Origin of the sequence: Aeromonas sp. s12 (assembly GCF_040907925.1) — a bacterium.
GTDB classification, from domain to species: Bacteria; Pseudomonadota; Gammaproteobacteria; order Enterobacterales; family Aeromonadaceae; genus Aeromonas; species Aeromonas veronii.
This window is the reverse complement of sequence record NZ_JBFOCT010000028.1, coordinates 20,040-41,640: the sequence shown is the minus strand read 5'-3', so window position 1 is coordinate 41,640 and position 21,601 is coordinate 20,040. Positions and strand designations below refer to the sequence as shown.

General features: G+C 58.5%; 26 protein-coding genes. 10 read left to right on the top strand and 16 right to left on the bottom strand.

Features of this window, described 5'->3' with window-relative positions; genetic code table 11:
- Positions 1-48: 48 nt before the first annotated feature.
- Complete coding sequence (locus tag AB5Y67_RS14020) at positions 49-609, bottom strand: DJ-1 family glyoxalase III (protein WP_129504579.1); 561 nt, start codon at positions 607-609, stop codon at positions 49-51.
- A gap of 31 nt (positions 610-640) precedes the next feature.
- A complete protein-coding gene (locus AB5Y67_RS14015) occupies positions 641-1,594 on the bottom strand; it encodes a ketopantoate reductase family protein (protein WP_129504580.1) in 954 nt (317 codons plus the stop codon).
- A gap of 200 nt (positions 1,595-1,794) precedes the next feature.
- On the opposite strand from AB5Y67_RS14015, the gene AB5Y67_RS14010 reads away from it, so the two are divergent.
- Positions 1,795-2,277 (top strand): YajQ family cyclic di-GMP-binding protein, encoded by a 483-nt coding sequence (locus tag AB5Y67_RS14010; protein ID WP_005338634.1) that lies wholly within the window; start codon positions 1,795-1,797, stop codon positions 2,275-2,277.
- A 107-nt stretch (positions 2,278-2,384) separates the two neighbouring features.
- On the opposite strand, the gene AB5Y67_RS14005 is transcribed toward AB5Y67_RS14010, so the two are convergent.
- From AB5Y67_RS14005 to AB5Y67_RS13985, 5 genes are all read right to left on the bottom strand, one after another.
- Positions 2,385-3,227 (bottom strand): outer membrane protein OmpK, encoded by an 843-nt coding sequence (locus AB5Y67_RS14005; RefSeq protein ID WP_042053245.1) that lies wholly within the window; start codon positions 3,225-3,227, stop codon positions 2,385-2,387.
- Between the two features lie 156 nt (positions 3,228-3,383).
- Entirely contained in the window at positions 3,384-4,763 is a 1,380-nt protein-coding gene (locus tag AB5Y67_RS14000; RefSeq protein WP_150390361.1) for an MFS transporter, read from the bottom strand.
- Positions 4,764-4,936: 173 nt separating this feature from the next.
- A complete protein-coding gene (locus tag AB5Y67_RS13995; protein WP_042053243.1) occupies positions 4,937-5,524 on the bottom strand; it encodes a peptidylprolyl isomerase in 588 nt (195 codons plus the stop codon).
- Between the two features lie 2 nt (positions 5,525-5,526).
- A complete protein-coding gene (locus tag AB5Y67_RS13990; protein WP_005349692.1) occupies positions 5,527-6,111 on the bottom strand; it encodes a YajG family lipoprotein in 585 nt (194 codons plus the stop codon).
- A gap of 17 nt (positions 6,112-6,128) precedes the next feature.
- A complete protein-coding gene (locus AB5Y67_RS13985) occupies positions 6,129-7,262 on the bottom strand; it encodes a methyltransferase (protein ID WP_150390360.1) in 1,134 nt (377 codons plus the stop codon).
- Positions 7,263-7,466: 204 nt separating this feature from the next.
- Between AB5Y67_RS13985 and AB5Y67_RS13980 the strand changes: the two genes are divergently transcribed.
- From AB5Y67_RS13980 to nqrM, 9 genes are all read left to right on the top strand, one after another.
- The gene (locus AB5Y67_RS13980; RefSeq protein WP_042053239.1) at positions 7,467-7,781 is read left to right on the top strand and encodes a BolA family transcriptional regulator; all 315 of its coding nucleotides are present in this window, start codon (positions 7,467-7,469) and stop codon (positions 7,779-7,781) included.
- A gap of 434 nt (positions 7,782-8,215) precedes the next feature.
- The gene (locus AB5Y67_RS13975; RefSeq protein WP_368207866.1) at positions 8,216-9,559 is read left to right on the top strand and encodes a Na(+)-translocating NADH-quinone reductase subunit A; all 1,344 of its coding nucleotides are present in this window, start codon (positions 8,216-8,218) and stop codon (positions 9,557-9,559) included.
- A 3-nt stretch (positions 9,560-9,562) separates the two neighbouring features.
- Positions 9,563-10,792: an NADH:ubiquinone reductase (Na(+)-transporting) subunit B gene (locus tag AB5Y67_RS13970; protein ID WP_005338642.1), complete on the top strand. Its 1,230-nt coding sequence runs from the start codon at positions 9,563-9,565 to the stop codon at positions 10,790-10,792.
- Positions 10,782-11,570, top strand: coding sequence for a Na(+)-translocating NADH-quinone reductase subunit C (locus tag AB5Y67_RS13965; protein ID WP_005358609.1), 789 nt, complete (start codon positions 10,782-10,784; stop codon positions 11,568-11,570). The genes AB5Y67_RS13970 and AB5Y67_RS13965 overlap by 11 nt, the downstream gene beginning before the upstream one ends.
- Entirely contained in the window at positions 11,563-12,195 is a 633-nt protein-coding gene (locus AB5Y67_RS13960) for an NADH:ubiquinone reductase (Na(+)-transporting) subunit D (protein ID WP_005338644.1), read from the top strand. Before AB5Y67_RS13965 ends, AB5Y67_RS13960 begins: the two co-directional genes overlap by 8 nt.
- A gap of 3 nt (positions 12,196-12,198) precedes the next feature.
- The gene (gene nqrE, locus AB5Y67_RS13955; protein ID WP_005338645.1) at positions 12,199-12,795 is read left to right on the top strand and encodes an NADH:ubiquinone reductase (Na(+)-transporting) subunit E; all 597 of its coding nucleotides are present in this window, start codon (positions 12,199-12,201) and stop codon (positions 12,793-12,795) included.
- Positions 12,796-12,827: 32 nt separating this feature from the next.
- Positions 12,828-14,051 carry an NADH:ubiquinone reductase (Na(+)-transporting) subunit F gene (gene nqrF, locus AB5Y67_RS13950; RefSeq protein ID WP_005338656.1) on the top strand — a complete coding sequence of 408 codons (1,224 nt, stop codon included), beginning with the start codon at positions 12,828-12,830 and terminating at the stop codon, positions 14,049-14,051.
- A 3-nt stretch (positions 14,052-14,054) separates the two neighbouring features.
- Positions 14,055-15,092 (top strand): FAD:protein FMN transferase, encoded by a 1,038-nt coding sequence (locus AB5Y67_RS13945; protein ID WP_199416163.1) that lies wholly within the window; start codon positions 14,055-14,057, stop codon positions 15,090-15,092.
- Between the two features lie 9 nt (positions 15,093-15,101).
- Positions 15,102-15,326: a (Na+)-NQR maturation NqrM gene (gene nqrM / locus AB5Y67_RS13940; protein ID WP_005338668.1), complete on the top strand. Its 225-nt coding sequence runs from the start codon at positions 15,102-15,104 to the stop codon at positions 15,324-15,326.
- Between the two features lie 73 nt (positions 15,327-15,399).
- Here the strand turns inward: nqrM and AB5Y67_RS13935 are convergent, their stop codons facing one another.
- The 9 genes from AB5Y67_RS13935 to AB5Y67_RS13895 are packed head-to-tail and all read right to left on the bottom strand — an operon-like array spanning position 15,400 to position 21,600.
- Positions 15,400-15,939 (bottom strand): DUF3833 domain-containing protein, encoded by a 540-nt coding sequence (locus AB5Y67_RS13935; protein WP_150390359.1) that lies wholly within the window; start codon positions 15,937-15,939, stop codon positions 15,400-15,402.
- A gap of 14 nt (positions 15,940-15,953) precedes the next feature.
- Positions 15,954-16,496, bottom strand: a complete 543-nt coding sequence (locus tag AB5Y67_RS13930) for a chalcone isomerase family protein (RefSeq protein ID WP_190973214.1) — start codon at positions 16,494-16,496, stop codon at positions 15,954-15,956.
- Complete coding sequence (locus tag AB5Y67_RS13925) at positions 16,453-16,674, bottom strand: TIGR02450 family Trp-rich protein (protein WP_005338671.1); 222 nt, start codon at positions 16,672-16,674, stop codon at positions 16,453-16,455. Before AB5Y67_RS13925 ends, AB5Y67_RS13930 begins: the two co-directional genes overlap by 44 nt.
- Positions 16,674-17,147, bottom strand: coding sequence for a DUF2878 domain-containing protein (locus AB5Y67_RS13920; protein WP_150390358.1), 474 nt, complete (start codon positions 17,145-17,147; stop codon positions 16,674-16,676). The genes AB5Y67_RS13925 and AB5Y67_RS13920 overlap by 1 nt, the downstream gene beginning before the upstream one ends.
- Positions 17,148-17,149: 2 nt before the next feature.
- Complete coding sequence (locus AB5Y67_RS13915; protein ID WP_150390357.1) at positions 17,150-18,406, bottom strand: cyclopropane-fatty-acyl-phospholipid synthase family protein; 1,257 nt, start codon at positions 18,404-18,406, stop codon at positions 17,150-17,152.
- Positions 18,406-19,188 (bottom strand): DUF1365 domain-containing protein, encoded by a 783-nt coding sequence (locus AB5Y67_RS13910; protein ID WP_150390356.1) that lies wholly within the window; start codon positions 19,186-19,188, stop codon positions 18,406-18,408. The genes AB5Y67_RS13915 and AB5Y67_RS13910 overlap by 1 nt, the downstream gene beginning before the upstream one ends.
- Entirely contained in the window at positions 19,185-20,444 is a 1,260-nt protein-coding gene (locus AB5Y67_RS13905) for an NAD(P)/FAD-dependent oxidoreductase (protein WP_064338595.1), read from the bottom strand. Before AB5Y67_RS13905 ends, AB5Y67_RS13910 begins: the two co-directional genes overlap by 4 nt.
- Positions 20,441-21,175: an SDR family NAD(P)-dependent oxidoreductase gene (locus AB5Y67_RS13900; protein WP_064338596.1), complete on the bottom strand. Its 735-nt coding sequence runs from the start codon at positions 21,173-21,175 to the stop codon at positions 20,441-20,443. Before AB5Y67_RS13900 ends, AB5Y67_RS13905 begins: the two co-directional genes overlap by 4 nt.
- Positions 21,172-21,600 carry a nuclear transport factor 2 family protein gene (locus AB5Y67_RS13895; protein WP_064338597.1) on the bottom strand — a complete coding sequence of 143 codons (429 nt, stop codon included), beginning with the start codon at positions 21,598-21,600 and terminating at the stop codon, positions 21,172-21,174. The genes AB5Y67_RS13900 and AB5Y67_RS13895 overlap by 4 nt, the downstream gene beginning before the upstream one ends.
- Position 21,601: the final 1 nt, after the last annotated feature.

The window sequence follows — 21,601 nt, the reverse complement described above, 5'->3', positions numbered from 1 at the left end:
GGCCCGTTTTTCAACGCATGGCCAGCTTGATTCTGCAGCAGAGTGCGCTCAAGGCAGCACCATAGGGCCAGCCACGGCGGTAGCCACGTCATCCCCGCGCAGCACCCGAACCAGTTCAAGCGCAAACTCGATGGCACTGCCCGGCCCCTGACTGGTGATAAGGCGATGAGCCTCATCTCTGACGACCCGCTCACGTGACAGCTGCGATGTCGGTAGTCGGGGCTGAAAGCCGGGATGACAGGTGACGATGGCATCACCCAGCAGAGCATGATGTTGCAACACCACCACAGGGGCGGCGCAGATGGCAGCACGCCAGCGACCAAGAGCGACCTGCTCTTTGAGCAGATCAATGGCCAGCGGGGTATCGCGGATCACTTCGCTGCCGGGCAGACCACCGGGTACCACGATGGCTTCAAAGTCCCGACGGGTCAGCTCGTCGATATGACAATCGGCCACCAGCTGTACCCCGCGCGATGCCTTCACCTGCCGAGACCCGGCAGGGCAGCAAGAGGCCAGCACCACCTCGATGCTGGCGCGCACCAGGGTATCGACAATCGCAACAGTCTCTATCTCTTCCGACCCGGGGGCCACCAGCACCAGTACACTCACGTTCGCCTCCTTGCTGCTTGCTCGTAAAAGATCAGACGGCCTGGCTCTTCTCTTTAATCGCCTGATAGAGACCCTGATTGACCGGTACAGCAATGCCATGCTGGGCAGCCTTGGCCAACAGGAAGCCGGTGATGGCCTCGATCTCGGTCTCACGTCCCAGCTCCATATCCTGATGCATGGAGGAGTAATTGTCAGCGGTCAGCTCCACCACTGTCATCACCCGGCGTTGCAACTCCTCTGCCGTGGTTGCAATCCCTTCGGCACACATCACATCCGCCACTTCCACGCAGATCTGCTGCAGGGCATCGGCAAAACGGGAGCCAACCAGCTCGCCATTTTTCAGCTTGTAGAGAGCCGTCAGGGGATTGATTGCACAGTTGATGGCCAGCTTTTGCCACTGGCGCGTCAATACCTGCTCATCCCAGCCAGCCTGCCCCAGTGCAAGCGCCAGCTCGTCCGCGAGCGCAGCATGGGCCTTGGCGGCGTCGTTGATCGGGCCAAGCCAGGTTTCCCCCTTGCCAGTATGACGGAAGACAAAATGGCCGCACTGCATGGCGCCATGGCTGGTGACACCGGCAATCACCGGATTGTGCGGGAACATCTCGACCACCTGCTCGGCAATGCCCATCCCGTTGTGCAGCAGCACGATCGGCACGCCGGCATCCAACTTACCCACCAGCGGCGTCAGTGCGGCAATCACCTGACTGGCCTTGGTCATCACCAGCAGACGCTGGATCTTGCCGGGTTTGCTGACAAATCCGCGCTCGATATTGAGCAGCTGGACATGCCCCTCCAGCGAGGTGAAATCGATCCCCGGATGGAGCGTGGACTTATGATGTTCGCGCAACAAGACACGGGTGGATTGACCACTCAAGGTCAACAGGGAGGCAAAAACGCCGCCGAGGGCGCCACAACCCAACAGTGACCACTTCGGAGTAACGGGTGGAATAACGAGCTGTCGGGAATTTTTTAATCCGCTTGGCATGGTGTGACTCTGTCAGGGTAAGGGTTGCAATCCTCTCAACCTGTTACCGGGGATAAGTGAAGATGTCGCTGGTGGACACTAACGGGTCCACCCGTCCTGTGCGCAGGGGATTCTAGCAGAGCAACCCCATCAAAATCAGCAAATTTGCCCGTTTTCTGGTAGATTTGCCCCCCGATAACGCAACATGAGGAGCTCCGGCTATGCCGTCATTCGATATTGTCTCTGAAGTCAAAATGAACGAGGTGTTGAACGCAGTCGACAACGCCAATCGTGAACTGGCCACCCGTTTCGATTTTCGTGGGGTAGAAGCCAGCTTCGAGTTGAACAAGGAAGAGGTAAAGCTGGAAGCCGATGCTGATTTCCAGCTCAAGCAGATGGTCGAAATCCTGCGCGGTGCCCTGCTCAAGCGCAACATCGAAAACAGCTCCATGGAAGTGGGTGACTCAGTTCACTCCGGCAAACGCTTCCACCTGACCGTCAAGTTCAAGCAGGGGATCGAGAAAGAGATCGCCAAGAAGCTGGTCAAGCTGATCAAGGACTCCAAGATCAAGGTACAGGTCGCCATCCAGGGTGATGAAGTACGTGTCACCGGCAAGAAGCGTGACGATCTGCAAGAGACCATGGCACTGGTCCGTGGCGCCGAACTGGGTCAACCGATGCAGTTCCAGAACTTCCGCGACTGATTTATCCACTCAGCCGTGGCGCACTTGATGACTCGCGCCACGCTATCTAAATCGCGGCCATAAAAAAACCGGAGCAGATGCTCCGGTTTTTTGTACCCCAAGTTTTATTAGAACTTGTAGGTAACAGAGAAGTAGTGGCTGAAGCCGGTGCTCTTCCAAGGAGTACCATCGAATGCAGTGGAACCATCTTTGGTACCATAAGCATCCATAAAGTACTTCAGACCGTAACCAACGGCATAACGATCGGAATGCCAGTAGATACCGTGGAAAGTAGCCAGGTTGTCGCTGGTACGGTCAGCACGGTCATGGGTATCCAGACCGAACTGATAATCCAGATAGCCTTGGTAGGAGACAAAGCTACCATTGCCGAAGGTGTAGAAGGGCTTGAACCAGTTCATGGAGAACTGATAACCGTTCCAGTCGCCTTCTTCTTGAGTAAAGAACTGGTTCTCAGTGGAATGACGGGCATACAGGTTCATGCCTACCTTGCCAAACCAAGGAACCATCACATCGGCGCCCAGACCAATCTGATTTTCCATCTGCTTGTCGCCGACGTTGTTCAGGTTAGCAATGTAGAGCTCTTGCACAGGACCAAAGGAGAGATCTTTACCGGTCAGAGCATCCAGAGACATGCGCGGCGCAAACTTCATGAACAGGTTCTGACCATGGTGTTTGTTGCTGTGGCGGGAGTCGAAAATATCGAATACGTCGACATAGCCGTACAGATCAAACAGGCCGGAGCGACCACCGAATTCCATTTCAAAATAGGTATCGTTGTAGTCCTCTTCACCGGTGGTGAAAGGGCGCTGGTCGATGGTGTGCATTACGTTGAACTGCATCCACTTGTAGTCATTCTTGTGGATATCACCGCTGTAGTCAGCAGCGAAGGCCGGGGTAGCGGCAGCAGCCAGCAGACCGGCAGCGATCAGAGTCTTGGTAAATTTGGCCATTTTATTGGTCTCTTGTGCGTTAGTTGAGGTTTTCCGTAGCCTGCCCACAAGGAGCGAGAGGGATTCTAATCAAATAAAATTGGGGGTGAAACAACTTCTCGGGAACTTTATCCGGAAGTGTGAATCTAATCACCCCCGATTCTACGCAAACGCTTGCTATTTGTCAGCCGTTGAGAGCAACTCACTCCCTTTTCTGGCGACAAGCACAATCAACAACAACACGGGCAAGCCCAGTAAACTGGTTCCGACAAAGAAGGCACTGTAGCCAATCTGCTCCACAACCTGTCCGGAAAAACCGGCCAGCAACTTGGGTAGCAGCAACATTACCGAGCTGAACAGGGCGTACTGAGTGGCCGAAAATGCCACATTGGTCAGGCTGGAGAGATAGGTCACGAAGGCCGCGGTAGCAATACCGGCACTGAGGTTATCCAGCGAGATGATCAGCGTCAGCAGTTCCAGATTGTGACCAATCTGATTGAGCAGAGCAAACAGCAGGTTGGTGCTGGCGGTGAGCAGCGCCCCCAAGAACAGGATGCGCAGCGTGCCGAAGCGCATCACCAGCACGCCCCCCAGCGCCGCACCCACTAACGTCATGATGACGCCAAACACCTTGGTAATGGTGGCAACCTCAGTTTTGCTGAACTGCATATCCACATAGAAGCTGTTGGACATCACCCCCATCACCACATCGGCAACCCGATAGCAGGCGATAAGAGCCAGGATCAACAGCGCCGAGCTGCCATAGCGACGAAAGAAGTCGGCAAACGGACACCAGACCGCCTCATAGCCCCAGGCCCCGGCACTCGCCAGCAGCGCAGGCCACCCTTTATTCAGGAGCTGCGCCTTGCGTTCGGCCTGTTGTTTGCCCTGCTCGGCCAGATCGATATCCGGCTCGTGGCAAAACAGCGTGGTGATGACCCCGAGTGACATCAGGCCCGCCATCACCAGATAGGTAATCTGCCAGCCACGATAGTCATAGCCACTATTGCTACCAAACCAGGCTGCCAGTGCCAGCGCACCGGCGCCCGCCATGATCATCGCCAGTCGGTAACCGGTCATGTAGGAGGCCGCCATCGCCGCCTGTAGCCGCTCGGGAGCAGATTCGATGCGATAGGCGTCGATAACGATATCCTGCGTGGCCGAGGCAAAGGCCACCAGCAGGGCAAACATCGCCAGCTGGGCCAGCTCGGTCTTGGGATCGCAGAACGCCATGCCGACCAGCGCGGCGGCAATCAACAGCTGGGAGAAGAACATCCAACTGCGGCGACGCCCCAGCAGCGTGGAGAGCAACGGCAGCGGCATGCGATCCACCAGCGGCGACCACAGCCATTTAAAGCCATAGGCGAGCGCCACCCAGCTCATATAGCCGATATCGGTCAGGCTGACATCGGCCTCGCGCAACCAGAATGAGAGAGTACCGAACACCAGCAGCAGCGGCAGACCCGATGAAAAACCCATGGCAAAGAGAATAAATACCCGAAATTCGAGATAAACGGCGAGGGACTCTCTCCAGCTTGGTTTGCGGATCATGTTCAACTACCTGACGACTTTGGAAAAGTGCGTCATTTTGGCAGGTTGATGGCAGATAGCCAAGGCGAGCAAAGAGATAGGTCAAAGAAGCCCGGATAGAGAAAAGGCCCATCCCGAACGGGATGAGCCTTGTATTGTGGCCTGACAAGGGCGAGGTGACGAACCGCGTCCGGCGAGAGTTACTTGCCCGCTTTCTTGTCGACTTTCTTGTCTGCCGGGGTTTCTGCCAGCAAGACCACCTTCTTCAGAATGATGGGACTGGTCGGCACATCGTTGGCACGCAAAATGGGGCTGTAACCGGTCTGTACCTGAGCCAGCTTGTCCAGCACCTCCATCCCCTGCACCACCTGACCGAACACGGTATAACCCGCAGAGCCACCGGCGTTGAGGTTATTGTTGTCGACCAGATTGAAGTAGAACTGGCGAGTAGCGCTGTCGACCGCCTGGGTGCGGGCCATGGCGATGGAGCCACGCTTGTTGGGCAGACCACCGCGCGACTCGTTGACCACAGGCTCATAAGTTGGCAGTTGCTGGAACTGCTGGTTGTAGCCCCCACCCTGCACCACGAAATCCTGGATCACCCGGTGGAAGATGCTGCCGTCATAGCTGCCATCAGCCACGTAACGCAGGAAGTTCTTCACCGTCTGGGGCGCCTGCTTGGACGCCAGCTCCACCACGATATTGCCGTGGTTGGTCTCCATTCTGACTTTCGGGCCCGCGAACGCCAGCGGGGCGATCAGCATGGCCAGCAACCAGAGTTTTTTCATCATCAGACCCCTGCACCGTTCGGTTGACCTTTCAGGTAACCGCGCAGCGCATCATCCGCCATGATCTGCTGCAGCACGCTACCCAGTTGCAGGTTCAGTGTAGACTCCAGATCGGCCATGCTTGGCTCGCTCGGGCTCTCCTTGCTGGAGGACATGTTGAACTGCTTGGTCAGACGGTTGCCCTGAAAATCGGCGATCACCTGCAGGCTGACGCGGGACTTGGTGACATAGGTAAAGGTCTTCTCTTCCACATTGACTGCAGCGTTGGAGATCACCAGCGTCAGGTTGGTGGTGCCACTGTTGCCCACTTCCAGACCCTGGCTGCGCAGACCTTCGGCCAGCCGCTCGGCCATCAGCAGGTTGAGCGGACGCTCGCTGTTGACCAGCACGGGGGCTTTCTCTTTATGTTTGATGGAGAAGACGTAGGCAGCCTCACGCTTGTCTACCCCTTCCATGGTGATGCGATTGCCAGAGTAGTATTGCTGGTTGGCGGGGATCACCTGCGGATTGAGCAGCGCCGTCTCCGGCCAATGAGTGGCACACCCGCCCAGCATCAGGGCGGCCAGCAGCAAGAGTGACTTTTTCATCATGGTTTCCTTTGGCTTTAGCGTTTGATGGCTTTCAAAATAACGAATTTGCTGTTCGACGCAACGACTTGTGCGTTGGCAAACAAGCGCTTGAGTTTGTTGTGATAGTCCAGATGACGGTTGCCTACTATCCAGAGTTCACCCCCTTGAGGCAACACCCGGTGCGCATCGCTGAACATCTGCCAGGCGATATGATCGGTGATCGCCTGCAGCTGATGGAAAGGAGGGTTGCAGAGGATCCGATCCGCCGAGCCGACCGCCACCCCGTCGAGACAGTTATTGACCATAAAGCGGGCGCGCGGCAGTGCGTCTGGTAGATTGTGCTCGACGTTGAGCTGTGCCGAGGCAACCGCCATATAGGATTCATCGATAAAGGTCACCTCCACCTCGCTGTCTTTGGCGAGCAGCGACAGACCCAGCACCCCGTTGCCACAGCCCAGATCGATCACCTTGCGGGCACTGTGGATGGGCAGGTTGTCCAGCATAAAGCGGGCACCGATATCGAGACTGGTGCGCGAGAAGACATTGGCATGGTTGTGGATGAGCATGCCACTCCCCTCCAGCGGCCAGACAGTCGGGAAGGGGTTGGCCAGCGCGGGACGTTCTGCCTGCGGCTCGCAGTGAATGAGGCGCGCCTTCTTCCAGGCCAGCGAGGTACGGGTAGGCCCAAGATACTTCTCAAACAACTTGAGAGTGGAGGTATGAATATCCTTCGCCTTGCCGGCAGCGATAACGCGGGTTGCCGGTGTCACTACCGCACGCAATGCCAGCAGTTGCTGCTCCAATAGAGCCTGATATTTGGAGACCTTGATCACTACCAGCGCAGGGGCATCGGGCAGCGGCGCCAGCGCATCCTGCAAGCGAACCCCGTCTGCATCCAGTCCGTTTTCGGCCAGATTGGCCAGGGTCGCCCGCTCACTGATGTAGGAGTCGGTGACGCAGCAGGGGGAGTGCGGATGCAGATAGGCGGCCAGCGCGCCAAAACCGTCATTCATGATGATGACGGGGCCCGCCTGCTCGAGGGGAGACTCCGCCAGGGTGTTGATCAGATATTCGTCAGCCGCATCCCAGGCTTGCAGGGTCTCCTGACTCTGGCGCGGATAGCGGTAGAGCGTGAGCTGGCAATGGGGAGTGTCGAGAAGGGTTTGCATAGGAAGAGTCCAACCTCGGCTTGATTCGTGTATACAGGCGCCAGGGGCGACGCAAAGTGGCGCTATTCTAGCGAGGAGCAGGAATTTCACCAGTTCGATGCGCATCAAGGGGGCAACTGACGGGTGATTTCCCTCTTACGGGGGCTTATTCCATCCCGCGACTGCCGATAGAATGACCCAACATTCACTCTGGAAGCCGATCCGATGACCATCCAACAACTGATTGAAGCCAAGCTGACCGCCGCCCTCTCCCCCACCGTGCTGGAGGTGATCAACGAGAGCCACATGCACCGTGTGGAACCGGGATCTGAGAGCCACTTCAAGGTGGTGATCGTCAGCGAGCAATTTGCAGGGCAGCGGCTGCTGGCCCGTCATCGTCAGGTCAATTCGGTGCTGGCCGACGAGCTGGCCGGTGCCGTTCATGCACTGGCGTTGCATACCTACACCGAGACCGAGTGGCAGGAAAAAGGCCACGCCCCGCGCACCCCGAGCTGCGTTGGCAAACCGTCGCTCTCCTGAAACCGGTTGTACCACAGGATTCCCCTCGAGAACCTGCCAACAAAAATTAAACATATTTCCCCCATTGGCCCCGAAAAGGCTACATCCAAGGGGGTATATTTCGGCATCAAGGCTTTTTGCTGATAGTGGAGACAACGGCAAATACCCCCATCGAGGTATCGAAATAAAAAAACCTTTAAAACCACTACTTACAAGGTGTCAGGGGCTTATTCATTGCAGGTTAATTTTGTGATGGCACGGGGATTTTGCCCATTTGGCATGGCAGAAAATGCACCTTAAGTGGTAAACTCAAGCGCTTTTGAGTGAGCCTGCATGTTGAATAATTGTTGAGCCTGCCCACCTGGCGCAACCACAACATCGACTCATTCAACCACCCGTCGTGATGTATTTCTCGGCGCTAACCAACCTCTCCCGTAACGGTAGTGCAAGTAAGTATGATTACAATCAAAAGAGGACTGGACATCCCCGTGCTGGGTGCGCCAGAGCAAGTAATCTACGATGGCCCCGCCATCACCCGTGTTGCGACACTGGGCGAGGAGTTTGTGGGGATGCGACCTACTATGTTCGTCAAAGTAGGTGATCGCGTCATCAAAGGTCAGGATCTTTTTGAAGACAAGAAGAATCCGGGCATTAAATTCACAGCTCCTGCCACCGGTGTGGTTTCAGAGATCAACCGTGGTGCCAAACGTGTTCTCCAGTCTGTGGTCATCGACCTCGACGGTTCCGATGAACAGGTGACGTTTGAGCATTTTGCCTCTGCCGAGCTGGCCAAGCTCGAGCGCAGCAAGGTGCAAGAGATCCTGGTCGCATCAGGTCAGTGGACTGCGTTGCGTACCCGTCCGTTCAGCAAAGTCCCCGCGGTAGCGTCTGCCCCGCGCGCCATCTTTGTGACTGCAATGGACACCAACCCGCTGGCAGCCGATGCCGAGCTGATTATCAAGGAACAGCCGCAGGCCTTCCTCGATGGTCTGGCCGTACTGACCCGCCTGACCGACGGCGCCGTCTACGTCTGTAAAGGCGAAGGCAGTCTGCCCCACTCTCCGCTGGCTCAGGTCAAGGAAGAGATCTTCGTTGGTCCGCACCCTGCCGGTCTGCCGGGTACCCATATCCACTTCCTGGATCCGGTCAGCAGCACCAAGGTGCAGTGGCACATCAACTATCAGGATGTGATCGCATTCGGCAAGCTGTTCACCACCGGTCAGATCTTCACTGACAAGGTGATCGCGCTGGCTGGCCCGTACGTGCTCAAGCCGCGTCTGCTGCGTACCCGTCTGGGCGCCTGCATCAGCCAGCTCACCAACAATGAGCTGCGTGCCGACGAAAACCGTATCATCTCCGGTTCTATCCTGAGTGGTGCCAAAGCCGAAGGTGTTCACGACTACCTGGGCCGCTACCACAATCAGGTTTGCGTGCTGGGTGAAGGTCGCGAGAAAGAGTTCCTGGGCTGGATCAACCCCAGCGCCAACAAGTTCTCTATCACCCGTACCACCCTCTCTCATCTGATGAAGGGCAAGCTGATCAACTTCACCACCACTACCAACGGTAGTGACCGTTCCATGGTGCCTATCGGCAACTATGAGCGGGTGATGCCACTCGACATCCTGCCGACCCTGCTGCTGCGGGACATGGTCTCCGGCGATACCGACGGTGCGCAAGCACTGGGCTGCCTGGAGCTGGATGAGGAAGATTTGGCGCTCTGTACCTTTGTCTGCCCCGGCAAGACAGAGTACGGCCCGATCTTGCGTGAGTGCCTGACCAAGATTGAACTGGAAGGTTAAGCGATGAGTTTCAAGCAACTTCTTGAAAATATGGAACACCACTTCGAACCGGGTGGAAAGTACGCCAAGTACTATGCCCTGTTCGAAGCGGCGTACACCCTGTTCTACACCCCGGGTAGCGTTACCCGCAACGCCTCCCACGTTCGTGATGCGCTCGATCTGAAGCGCATGATGATCATGGTGTGGCTGGCCGTGTTCCCGGCCATGTTCTGGGGCATGTACAACGTTGGTAACCAGGCGATTGCCGCCATTGCCCACATGGGCTCGGCTGCTGGTGCCAGCAGCTGGCAATATGCCCTGGCTACCATGCTGGGCGCCTCCCTCGATCCGGCTGTTGCCGGTATCGGCAGCAAAATGCTGATTGGCGCCACCCACTTCTTCCCGATCTACATCACCGTCTTCTTTGTCGGGGGTTTCTGGGAAGTGCTGTTCGCCATGGTACGCAAACACGAGATCAACGAAGGCTTCTTCGTAACCTCCATCCTGTTTGCCCTGATCGTGCCGCCCGAGCTGCCCCTGTGGCAAGCTGCGCTGGGTATCACCTTCGGTGTGGTGATGGCCAAAGAGGTGTTCGGTGGTACCGGCAAGAACTTCCTGAACCCGGCGCTGGCTGGTCGTGCGTTCCTGTTCTTCGCCTACCCGGGCCAGATTTCCGGTGACGCCGTGTGGGTTGCCGTTGACGGCTTCTCCGGCGCGACTGCCCTGAGCCAGTGGGCCCAAGGCGGCCAGATGGCGCTGATCAACGGTGCAACCGGCCAGGCTATCAGCTGGATGGACGCTTTCCTGGGTAACCTGCCGGGTTCCATCGGTGAAGTCTCTACCCTGATGATCCTGTTGGGTGCCGCCATGATCGTCTACATGCGCATCGCCTCCTGGCGCATCATCGCCGGCGTGATGATCGGTATGATCGCCACCTCCCTGCTGTTCAATGTCATCGGTTCCGATACCAACCCCATGTTCAACATGCCGTGGCACTGGCATCTGGTACTGGGTGGCTTCGCCTTCGGTATGGCCTTCATGGCGACCGACCCTGTCTCCGCCGCCTTTACCAACAAAGGCAAGTGGTGGTATGGCGCCCTGATCGGCGTAATGGTCGTGCTGGTTCGCGTGGTCAACCCTGCGTTCCCGGAAGGCATGATGCTGGCCATTCTGTTTGCGAACCTGTTTGCTCCCCTGTTTGACCACTTCGTCGCTCAGGCAAACATCAAGCGGAGGATTGCTCGTGGCGTTTAATAAAGATTCAACCCTCGGCACCGTCAGCGTGGTCACCGGCCTCTGTCTGGCCTGTTCCATCGTGGTATCCGTTGCCGCTGTGGGCCTGCGTTCTACCCAGCAGGAAAACAAGGCGCTGGACAAGCAGAGCAACATTCTCTCCGTAGCCGGTGTGGATGTGAGCGAAGTGGCCAAGCGCGACCTGGCCAAACTGTATGGCGAGAAGATCGAAGCCCGTCTGGTGGATCTGGCGACCGGTGACTTTGTTGACGGCGATGCCGACAACTTCGACACCAAGCAAGCAGCCAAAGATCCGGCCCGCAGCATCCGTCTTGCCGCCGCTGACGACAAGGCCAGCCTGCGTCAGATCTCCAAGCAGATCCCGGTATTCTTCGCCAAGGATGCCGAAGGCAAGATCGACAGCATCATCCTGCCCATCTACGGTCAGGGTCTGTGGTCGACCATGTATGCCTTCGTCGCCGTTGCCGCTGATGGCCAGACCATCAAGGGCATCACCTACTATGACCACGGTGAAACCCCGGGTCTGGGTGGCGAGATCGAAAACCCGGCCTGGCAGGCGCTGTTCAAGGACAAGAAACTGTTCGACCAGAATGGCATGCCGGCGCTGCGCGTCATCAAGGGCCATGCTCCGGCGGGCTCCGAGCACGAGATCGATGGTCTCTCCGGTGCCACTCTGACCGGTAACGGCGTACAGCATACCTTCGACTTCTGGATGGGTCCCAAGGGCTTCGGTCCTTTCCTGGCCAAGGTTCGTGCAGGAGAAATCAACAATGGCTGACAAGAGCGAAATGAAGAAGTTGCTGTTGACGCCTGTGCTGGGCAACAACCCCATCGCCTTGCAGGTGCTGGGTGTCTGTTCTGCACTGGCGGTTACCAGCCAGATGAAGACAGCGTTTGTAATGACCCTCGCGGTCATGGCGGTCACCGCCTTCTCAAACCTGTTCATCTCCCTGATCCGCAACCAGATCCCGAACAGCGTCCGGATCATCGTACAGATGGCGATCATCGCCTCACTGGTTATCGTGGTTGACCAGGTGCTCAAGGCTTACGCCTATGACATCTCCAAGCAACTGTCGGTCTTCGTGGGTCTGATCATCACCAACTGTATCGTAATGGGCCGCGCTGAAGCGTACGCCATGAAGAGTGCCCCGCTGCCCTCCTTCCTGGATGGTATCGGCAACGGTCTGGGCTATGGTGCCATTCTGCTGAGCGTCGCGACCGTGCGTGAACTGCTGGGCTCCGGCACCTGGTTCGGCATCGAGCTGCTGCCGCTGGTGAACAACGGTGGCTGGTATGTGCCCAACGGCCTGCTGCTGCTGCCGCCGAGTGCATTCTTCATCATTGGTCTGATCATTTGGGGCGTTCGCACCAAGGATCCCAAGCAGGTGGAGGCGAAGGATTAAGGTATGGAACACTATCTGAGTCTGTTGATTAAATCGATCTTCATCGAAAACCTGGCACTCTCCTTCTTCCTGGGGATGTGTACCTTCCTGGCGGTGTCCAAGAAGGTAAAGACCTCTATGGGTCTTGGTATTGCCGTTATTGTGGTGCAGACCATCGCGGTTCCTGCCAACAACCTGATCTACAACTACGTGCTTAAAGATGGCGCTCTGGTATCCGGTCTGGATCTGAGCTTCCTGAGCTTCATCACCTTCATCGGTGTGATTGCAGCACTGGTACAGATCCTGGAGATGGCGCTGGACAAGTACTTCCCGGCACTCTACAACGCGCTGGGTATCTTCCTGCCGCTCATCACCGTGAACTGCGCCATCTTCGGTGGCGTCTCCTTCATGGTGCAGCGTGACTACAACTTCATGGAGTCTGTGGTCTACGGTGTGGGTTCAGGGGCAGGCTGGATGCTGGCGATCGTTGCGCTGGCAGGTATCCGCGAGAAGATGAAGTATTCCGATGTTCCGGAAGGCCTGCGCGGTCTGGGCATCACCTTCATCACCGCCGGTCTGATGGCGCTGGGCTTCATGTCCTTCTCTGGTATCTCCCTGTAATCGGCTTTCCTGCAATCAGAAAGGAACGATAGATGGAAATTATTTTGGGTGTGGTCATGTTTACCGTGATCCTGCTGGCACTGGTGGCAGTCATTCTGTTCGCCAAGTCCAAGCTGGTGACCGCGGGCGACGTGACAATCAGCATCAATGGTGACCCGGCCAAGGCTGTGACCAGCCCGGCCGGTGGCAAGCTGCTCGGCGTGCTGGCTGGCAGCGGTATCTTCGTCTCCTCCGCCTGTGGCGGCGGTGGCTCCTGCGGCCAGTGCAAGGTACGGGTGAAATCCGGTGGCGGCGACATTCTGCCGACCGAACTGGATCACATCAGCAAGGGCGAAGCCCGTCATGGCGAGCGTCTGGCCTGTCAGGTTACCGTTCGCTCCGACATGGATATCGAACTGCCGGAAGAGATCTTCGGGGTGAAGAAGTGGGAATGTACTGTTATCTCCAACGATAACAAGGCCACCTTCATCAAGGAGCTCAAGCTGCAGATCCCCGATGGCGAGAGCGTACCGTTCCGCGCCGGTGGTTATATCCAGATTGAAGCCCCGGCTCACCACGTGCACTACAAGAACTTCGATATTCCCGAGGAGTATCGCGGTGACTGGGATCGCTTCAAGATCTTTGAGCTGGAGTCCAAGGTCGATGAGCCAATCATCCGTGCCTACTCCATGGCCAACTATCCGGAAGAGTTCGGCATCATCATGCTGAACGTGCGTATCGCGACCCCGCCGCCCAGCAACTGGACTGCCCCTCCGGGACAGATGTCCTCCTACATCTTCAGCCTGAAGGCTGGCGACAAGGTGACTATCTCCGGTCCGTTCGGTGAGTTCTTCGCCAAGGATACCGATGCCGAAATGGTATTCATCGGTGGTGGTGCAGGTATGGCGCCGATGCGTTCCCATATCTTCGACCAGCTGCGTCGCCTGAAGTCCAAGCGCAAGATGAGCTTCTGGTACGGTGCCCGTTCCAAGCGCGAAATGTTCTATGTCGAAGACTTTGACATGCTCGCCGCCGAGAACGAGAACTTCACCTGGAACGTCGCCCTGTCTGATCCGCAACCGGAAGACAACTGGGACGGCTACACCGGCTTCATCCACAACGTGCTCTACGAGAACTATCTCAAGAACCACGAAGCACCGGAAGATTGCGAGTTCTACATGTGTGGACCTCCGGTGATGAACGCTGCCGTCATCAACATGCTCAAAGACTTGGGCGTTGAAGACGAAAACATCCTGTTGGATGACTTTGGTGGTTAATCCATGCACAGTGTTGTAAAGACCTGGCTAGCCTTCGGGCTAGCCTTTTTCTTGACTGGGTGCGGTCAGGAGACGGTCCAATCCAAACCGGAGATCCACATCACCGGTAGCACCATGGGCACTTACTACTCCATCAAGGTGGCGGACAGCGCCATCACCGATCCGGCCAAGCTTCAAGCTGAGGTGGATGTGTTGCTGGAGCGGGTCAACGATCAGATGTCGACCTATCGCCCCGATTCCGAACTGTCGCGCTTCAACCAGAGCCGTGACAACAAACCGGTAGTGGTCTCCCGCGATACCGCACGGGTCGTCACAGAGGCCATTCACATTGGCCGTGAGAGCCAGGGGGCGCTGGACGTCACCGTTGGCCCCTTGGTCAATCTGTGGGGCTTTGGCCCGGACAAGAAGCCGACCAAGGTTCCCTCCGACGAGCTGATCACCCAGACTCGCCAGAAGACCGGTCTGGGCAACCTGCACGTCATCACCTCGGTAGATGCCGATACCCTGCAAAAAGACATTCCGGATCTTTACGTCGATCTCTCTGCCATCGCCAAGGGCTTTGGTGTGGACAAGGTAGCCGAATATCTGGAGTCACTGGGTGCGCGCAACTATCTGGTGGAGATTGGTGGCGAGCTGCGGATCAATGGCGTCAACGGTAAGGGTCACCCCTGGCGCGTGGCCATCGAGAAGCCCACCGCAGGCACCGGCACGGTACAAGAGGTGATCGTGCCCGGTGACAACGGGGTGGCCACCTCCGGCGATTACCGCAACTACTATGAACTGGATGGTCAGCGCTTCTCCCACACCATAGATCCGCGCAGCGGCAAACCGATCCAGCACCGTCTGGTGTCGGTCACCGTGATCCATCCCTCCTGCATGACTGCAGACGGGTTGGCCACCGTGTTTATGGTGATGGGGACCGAGAAAAGCCTGGCCTATGCCAACGAGCGCGGCCTGGCGATCTTCGTGGTCACCAAGACGGACAACGGCTTTGAAGAGGCTTACTCCGATGCCTTCAAGCCCTATCTGGTCAAGAAGTAAGAGGTAGAGATGCAGATTTTTCTGATCACCTTCGGGGTATTCATGCTGGTGATAGCCGCCATGGCTATCGGTTACATCTTCCAGAAGAAGACCATCTCCGGCTCCTGTGGCGGTCTGGGTAGTGTCGGCATCGAGAAAGAGTGCGATTGCCCGGAACCCTGTGACAACCGCAAGAAGAAGATGGCCAAGGAAGAGGCCCGTCGCAAGATGCTGGAAGAGAACCGCATCATCTGATGACTCTGGTTTTTCGGTAAACAAAAGCGCGCCCGAGGCGCGCTTTTTACTGGCCGTTATCTTGCGTTAACGGTCAGGGCTGACGTTCGATATAGAGGATCACCTCGCCAAGATGGATACCGAACTTGCTGATCTCGGCACGATTGATCAGACGATCTTCGTCCAGCAGATACATCCAGTCATCGAAGCTCACCCGCACTACCTCGCCATCCGGCAGCGCCAGATCAAGCTGATAACGCCAGTTGAGGGCAAACCCTTGGCTTTTGCCCATCGCCTCCCCCACCACATCGGAAGCAGTACCGCGCCAATGACCATCATCGCCCTTGCTCAGATACCAGGTACGGGTCTGCTGGCGGCCATCATCAAAGTAGAACTGCTCGAACAGCTCTCCCTTGCCATCCTTCCAACGACCCACCATCTCGACCCGAAAGCGACTGGTCACTTCGCCGCTGCGGTCGGTCACCAGGCCGTGAGCCACCAATTTGCCGTTGAAGAAACGGGCGAGATCCCAGTTTGGCCCCTGCCCCCGATAGTCATCGAGACTGGCACCACAGCCACTCAGCAGCAAAAAGGGGAGCAACAGCAACCAGCGGTATGCACGATAGAAAGACATCAGAGACTCCATGTTCAGGGTTGGCCACGCAGGCGGCGGGTCAGGGCGGGATCGCGGCTGTTGTCAGCCAGCCAGATGGCGAGAAAAGCGGCCGAGAATTGCGGATCGGCCAGAGTCCCGAGGGACTTCCCCTGCCACCAGAAGTGGCCTGCCCCGCCCTTGTCGACATAGAAGGTGAGCTTGTCGCCTGCCTGCACATCGGGCCAGAGTACAGCGAGCCGGCCGAGCCAGCGCTGACGCTCGGCGTCAGAGCCAAGACCGAGCCGCTGCCACTCGGCGGCAGTAGCGCTCAGCAGATCTTGCCGCTCGATGGATCTGGCATAGGTGAGGGTCAGTGCCTGTGGATAGTGACCGGGCTGATAGCGCCCGCTCGCACTGTAGAGGGTGGCATCGTAGAGCTTGAACCATAGCCATTTCATCTCCCCCTGCCCGACCGGGCGCAACTGTTGCCAGGGGGCGGCAGAAGCCTGCACCGCGGTTGCAGCAAAGAGCGTAAACGCCAGCAGCAGCGGGTTAATTCCACCCCATATGCCAGTGGTTGGGGTCTTCCAGTTCATGCCAATCCATCTCCTGTTCCTGCAGGGTATTGATATCCTGCATCACCACCTGCACCAGCTGCCCCTGCGCATCCCGCTGGCAGGCAACCACCAGATAGAAGCGATCAGTCAGCTCATGCTGGCTCTCTTTGGTCCATTTGGAAAAAAGCAACGAGTCGGTCGAAAAGGTGTTTGTCATCATTCACCCTCCAGCTTGACCATTACCCACAGGAGTACGGGTAACCACCACATCCAGATCACTGCCAGCAGCGCCGAACTGATCCAGATGCCCCAAGGTAAGTTTACTGCCCCCATGGCAGCCCCCGCCACATAGGAGGAGGCACCGCCAAATACGCCAAACAGCGCCTGCTGCCAGCGAGGCAAGCGCAGCAGCCAGCGCATACCGTGGGCCAGCGTCAGGGCAAAACCGAGCCAGAGCAGCACCAGCCAGAGGGGAAAACCGGACGGGAACCGGAACAGGCCGAGCTGCCAGAGCAGCACATCCAGCAGACAGCCGGCCACCGCGATGGGAAGCAGCCGCCAGTCACACTGGCGGCTGGGTGAGAAGAGAAAGTGCAACAGCAACATTGCCAGCAGCGGGCCCGGCTGCTGCCACTTCACCGCCAGCAACCAGTAGAGGTTGAACCCCAGCAGGTGAGCCCACTGCCACATGGTCAGTGACCGCTTACTGGCACATCACCCGACCAGCCAGCGGGCCCCGGCTTGGCGGCCTCCAGCTGCACCAGACTGATGGTGCGCTCCCAGAATCCCCCCTCGCAATAGGCAAAGTAGAAGTGCCACAGCCGGATGAAATCCTGGCTGTAACCGAGCTTGGGCAGCTCGGGCGCCAGCGCCAGAAAGCGATCGCACCAGTGAGCCAGGGTGCGGGCATAGTGATGGCCGTGATCATGCAGCCGCACCAGCTGCATGTCGGTCTCCCGCGCCAGCAACCCCGCCATCTGGGAGACGCTCGGCAGACAGCCACCGGGGAAGATGTAGCGCTGGATAAAATCGACCCCGCGCAGATACTGGGCGTGGCGCTGATCGGCGATGGTGATAGCCTGAATGAGCAGACGGCCACCGGGCTTGAGCAGCCGCGACAGCTGGCGGAAATAGTCGGGCAGGAAGGCATGGCCCACCGCCTCAATCATTTCGATGGAGACCAGCTTGTCATAGGTGCCTTCCAGCTTGCGGTAATCCTCCAGCAGCAAGGTGATGCGATCCCCCAGCCCCTCCCGCGCAATCCACTCCTTGGCATAGTCATGCTGGGCCCGGGAGATAGTCGTGGTGGTCACCCGGCAGCCGTAGTGGCGGGCGGCATAGACGGCGAGGCCACCCCAGCCGGTACCGATCTCCAGCAGATGATCGTCAGGTCCCAGCTCCAGCCGCTCGCAGATGGTGCGCAACTTGGCTTGCTGACCCTCTTCCAGAGTGGCCTCAGCGCTCGGATAAATGGCGCTCGAGTACTGCATATGGCTGTCGAGAAACCCCTGATAGAGGGTATTGCCGAGATCGTAGTGGGCGGCGATGTTGGAGCGCGAACCGGTCAGGGTATTGCGGTTGAGCCAGTGGCGCACCTTGTTGAAGGGGAAACTGAGCCAGCCGAGGCGCCGCTCGAGGGAGTCGAGCAGGGTCAGGTTGCGGGCCAGCAGCCGCACCAGTACTACCGGATCCGGGCTGGTCCAGAGCCCCTCCACCCAGGTTTCCCCAGCGGCAATGCTGCCCCCCAGCAACAGGCGACGATAGAAGGCAGGATCCAGCACCACCAGTTCGGCATGCAGATCGGTACCCGCAACGCCAAAGCTGTGGCGCTCACCGCCATCCCGCAGCAGCAGCTGGCCATGTTCGAGGCGACCCAGCAGATTGAGCAGCAGTTGTCTTGCCCCCTTGTCGATGAAAGAGGCAGAGAGGGTTGATTGAGCAAGTTCCATTAGCGGCTCTCCGGATGGGTAAATATCGGGGTTCGTTTGATAAATAGACGCAGGGCCTGCCAGTAGATCCCGAGCAGCACCTTCATGGTCATCCATGGCCAGCGGGCCAGCAGAGCCACCAGCCCCTTGCGCGACAGCGGTTCGCGAGTGAGCGCCAGGGTTGCGTCAAACAGCTTGGCTTCACCGGATACGGGGTGACTCTCGATATGGATCAGAGTCTCCTGCTCAGGCGGCCTGATCCGCCAGTGATAACGCATCGCCAGCCCCATAAAGGGGGAGACGTGAAAATCCTTGTCATGGGGTGCCAGCGCCGCCAAATCCAGCAGGTAGTAGTGACGCTCGTTCCAGGGGGTATTCGACACCTCTGCCAGCAGATAGCGCGCCTCGCCCTGCCGGTAGCAGAAGTAGAAGTTGACCGGGCTGAAGTAGAACCCCAGACAGCGCACATTGCCGAGCAGCAGCACCCGTCCCTCGGGGTCGGCATCGCCACCCAGCTCGCTCACCTTCTGCCACACCGCCTGCTTGAGGCTTCCCTCACTCCCCTTGAGATAGTCATGGCGGTGAAACGAGAGCAGCCCCGAGCGCTCCACACCGAACCAGCGCCCCTGATCGAGCTGCGGCAGCTCGTCGAGATCCAGTCCCAGCATAAAGAGGCTGTAGGAGAAGGCGTGAGCCCGCGGTGCGAAACGGCGGTGGCGTACCGAGCCCTGCCAGATGGCGCTGGTGACGCCAGCCAGTTCGTCGGCACCCTCATGTGCGGTGACCACGGTGGCGCCGTTCATAGCTCGGCTCCGAAGCGCCTGGCGACATCCAGCGCGCTGCGCACCCCATCCTCATGGAAGCCGTTGTACCAGTAGGCACCACAGAAGTGGGTGTGTTGCTGGCCGCAGATCTCCGCGCGCCGCTGCTGGGCGGCAATAGAGGCCTGATTGAACACCGGATGGTGGTAGATGAAGCGGCGCAACACCTTGCTCTCATCCACCTTGCCCTTGGGATTGAGGCTGACGCAGAAGGGCTCCGGCGAGTTCACCCCCTGCAGGATGTTCATGTTGTAGCTCACCAGCGGCCGCGCCTCATCGTTGCCATCGAGCTGATAGTTCCAGCTGGCCCATGCCTTGCGGCGGGTGGGCAGGCAGCGAGCATCGGTATGGAGCCAGACATCGTTGGCCTGATAGGGCATGTCGCCGAGAATAGCCTGCTCCCGCTCGCCGGGGTCCGCCAGCAGCGCCAGCGCCTGATCGCTGTGGCAGGCAAAGATCACCTCGTCAAACCGCTCCTCGCCGTAACTGCTCTGGATCACCACGCCATCCGCGTCCCGCCGTACGCTCTGCACCGGACAGGCGAGGCGGATCTGCGACTGCCATCCGGCGGTGAGTGGTCCGATATATTCCCGCGAGCCGCCCGGAATCACGTACCACTGGGGGCGATTGGCCACATCCAGCAGACCGTGGTTGGCAAAAAAGCGCAGGAAGAAGCCAAGGGGGAAGGCGCGCATATCGGCCAGCGTCGATGACCAGATCGCCGCTCCCATCGGCAAGATGTAGTGGCGGGCGAAGTAGTCGCTAAACTCCCCCGCCAGCAGAAAGTCCCCCAGGGTCAGCTCGGGGCCAGCCCCCTGATGCTGACCATCCGCCAGCCAGGCCCGTGCCTCCCGGTTGAAGCGCAAAATCTCGGCGACAAAGCCGTAGAAGCGCGGACTCAGAAGATTGCTGCGCTGGGCAAACAGGGTATCCAGGTTGTGGCCGTTATACTCCAGCCCCTCCGGGCTCTTCACCGAGAAGCTCATCTCGGCCGGTTGCCGCGCCATGCCGATCCTTGCCAGCAACCTCAAGAAGTTGGGGTAGGTGCGATCGTTGAAGACGATAAAACCGGTGTCGATGGCATAGCTGCGGCCAGCCTGATTCACATCGACGGTCGCAGTATGGCCACCCAGGGTCGGCGCCGCCTCGAACAGGGTGATGTCATGGAGTTTGTGGAGCAGAAAACCGGCGGTGAGCCCCGAGATCCCTGAACCTATGATGGCGATCTTTTTCTTCATGAATGGCTTCCTTTCGATACGAGTGCGCGGCCAAGGCGCAGCCAGAGACCCACCGGCAGCGCACCAAGCAGGCGCAGCAACCAGATGAAACGGCGGGGAAAGTGGATCTGGTGACGACCAGCGGTCAGCCCGTCCATGATGGCGCGGGAGGCCTCTTCCACCGTCACCAGACAGGGCATGGGAAAATCATTTTTGGCGGTGAGCGGCGTCTGGACAAAGCCGGGGCGGATCAGGGTCACCCCGATCCCTTTGCTGGCCAAATCGAGGCGCAAGGTATCCGCCAGATAGTCGAGGGCTGCCTTGGAGGCGCCATAGGCCTCGGCTCGTGGCAGCGGCAGCCAGCTCACCGACGAGCTGACGATGGCCAGCCGTGACCCAGCCCCGAGCAACGGCAAGAAGGCGGCCAAAGCATGGCCGGTGGCGGTCAGATTGGTGTCGATCACCCGGGCAAACAGCTCGCTGTCAAACCCCTCCGCCACATCCATGTACTCGCAGTTGCCTGCGTTGAGGATCAGCAGATCGAGGGATGGCAGCGTAGCAGCCACCCCGCTCATAGCGGCCAGATCACGAGCATCGAACTGCAGCGGCGTGACGCCATCCAACCCCAGCGCCTGCAGCCGTTCACCATCGCGGCCACAACCCCACACCTGCCAGCCTGCCCGCCGGTAATCCAGCGCCAGTTGACGACCTATACCGGAGGTCGCCCCTGTGATGAGCACCCGGCCGCTCATGCGCCGAGCCTCCCCTTGATGGCGCGTACCACGGGCCCGAGCAGCGGCAACTGCTCGTAGAGCATGGCGCCCAGGTCAAAATAGTCCCGGTGCTGGCACACCTTGCCCGCCTCGTCGAATTCGAGGCGGGTGGCCCCCTCCACCGTCACCGGCTCACCACCACGCAATCTGGGGTGAGAAAAGGTCATGGTCCAGCCGAGCCAGGCCTGCTGCTCTTGTTGCTGCTGACTGGTGATGACGAAACGGCAGTAGGCGAGGCGCTGATAGAGGGCGGTAAAATAGTCGCCAAGGGCCGCCAGTCCCTCGATACGGTGGGCCGGATCGGTAAAGACCACCTGTTCGGCATAGACCTCGGGCAAGCGGTGCAACTGCTGTTTGTCCAGTTGCTGATAGAGGCCAATAAAGCGGGCCAGCGGCTCGTTCATC

Bases quoted from the DNA above. Each gene is read 5' to 3' on its own strand.
- AB5Y67_RS13985 (WP_150390360.1), bottom strand. From the start codon at position 7,262: ATGCAAACCCTTCTCGACACTCCCCATTGCCAGCTCACGCTCTACCGC.
- AB5Y67_RS13930 (WP_190973214.1), bottom strand. From the start codon at position 16,496: ATGAACTGGAAGACCCCAACCACTGGCATATGGGGTGGAATTAACCCG.
- nqrM (WP_005338668.1), top strand. From the start codon at position 15,102: ATGCAGATTTTTCTGATCACCTTCGGGGTATTCATGCTGGTGATAGCC.
- AB5Y67_RS13910 (WP_150390356.1), bottom strand. From the start codon at position 19,188: ATGAACGGCGCCACCGTGGTCACCGCACATGAGGGTGCCGACGAACTG.
- AB5Y67_RS13925 (WP_005338671.1), bottom strand. From the start codon at position 16,674: ATGACAAACACCTTTTCGACCGACTCGTTGCTTTTTTCCAAATGGACC.
- AB5Y67_RS13920 (WP_150390358.1), bottom strand. From the start codon at position 17,147: ATGTGGCAGTGGGCTCACCTGCTGGGGTTCAACCTCTACTGGTTGCTG.
- AB5Y67_RS13975 (WP_368207866.1), top strand. From the start codon at position 8,216: ATGATTACAATCAAAAGAGGACTGGACATCCCCGTGCTGGGTGCGCCA.
- AB5Y67_RS13980 (WP_042053239.1), top strand. From the start codon at position 7,467: ATGACCATCCAACAACTGATTGAAGCCAAGCTGACCGCCGCCCTCTCC.
- AB5Y67_RS13990 (WP_005349692.1), bottom strand. From the start codon at position 6,111: ATGAAAAAGTCACTCTTGCTGCTGGCCGCCCTGATGCTGGGCGGGTGT.
- AB5Y67_RS13905 (WP_064338595.1), bottom strand. From the start codon at position 20,444: ATGAAGAAAAAGATCGCCATCATAGGTTCAGGGATCTCGGGGCTCACC.
- AB5Y67_RS14005 (WP_042053245.1), bottom strand. From the start codon at position 3,227: ATGGCCAAATTTACCAAGACTCTGATCGCTGCCGGTCTGCTGGCTGCT.
- AB5Y67_RS13915 (WP_150390357.1), bottom strand. From the start codon at position 18,406: ATGGAACTTGCTCAATCAACCCTCTCTGCCTCTTTCATCGACAAGGGG.
- AB5Y67_RS13960 (WP_005338644.1), top strand. From the start codon at position 11,563: ATGGCTGACAAGAGCGAAATGAAGAAGTTGCTGTTGACGCCTGTGCTG.
- AB5Y67_RS13935 (WP_150390359.1), bottom strand. From the start codon at position 15,939: ATGTCTTTCTATCGTGCATACCGCTGGTTGCTGTTGCTCCCCTTTTTG.
- nqrF (WP_005338656.1), top strand. From the start codon at position 12,828: ATGGAAATTATTTTGGGTGTGGTCATGTTTACCGTGATCCTGCTGGCA.
- AB5Y67_RS13945 (WP_199416163.1), top strand. From the start codon at position 14,055: ATGCACAGTGTTGTAAAGACCTGGCTAGCCTTCGGGCTAGCCTTTTTC.
- nqrE (WP_005338645.1), top strand. From the start codon at position 12,199: ATGGAACACTATCTGAGTCTGTTGATTAAATCGATCTTCATCGAAAAC.
- AB5Y67_RS13995 (WP_042053243.1), bottom strand. From the start codon at position 5,524: ATGAAAAAACTCTGGTTGCTGGCCATGCTGATCGCCCCGCTGGCGTTC.
- AB5Y67_RS14015 (WP_129504580.1), bottom strand. From the start codon at position 1,594: ATGCCAAGCGGATTAAAAAATTCCCGACAGCTCGTTATTCCACCCGTT.
- AB5Y67_RS13900 (WP_064338596.1), bottom strand. From the start codon at position 21,175: ATGAGCGGCCGGGTGCTCATCACAGGGGCGACCTCCGGTATAGGTCGT.
- AB5Y67_RS13895 (WP_064338597.1), bottom strand. From the start codon at position 21,600: ATGAACGAGCCGCTGGCCCGCTTTATTGGCCTCTATCAGCAACTGGAC.
- AB5Y67_RS14010 (WP_005338634.1), top strand. From the start codon at position 1,795: ATGCCGTCATTCGATATTGTCTCTGAAGTCAAAATGAACGAGGTGTTG.
- AB5Y67_RS13970 (WP_005338642.1), top strand. From the start codon at position 9,563: ATGAGTTTCAAGCAACTTCTTGAAAATATGGAACACCACTTCGAACCG.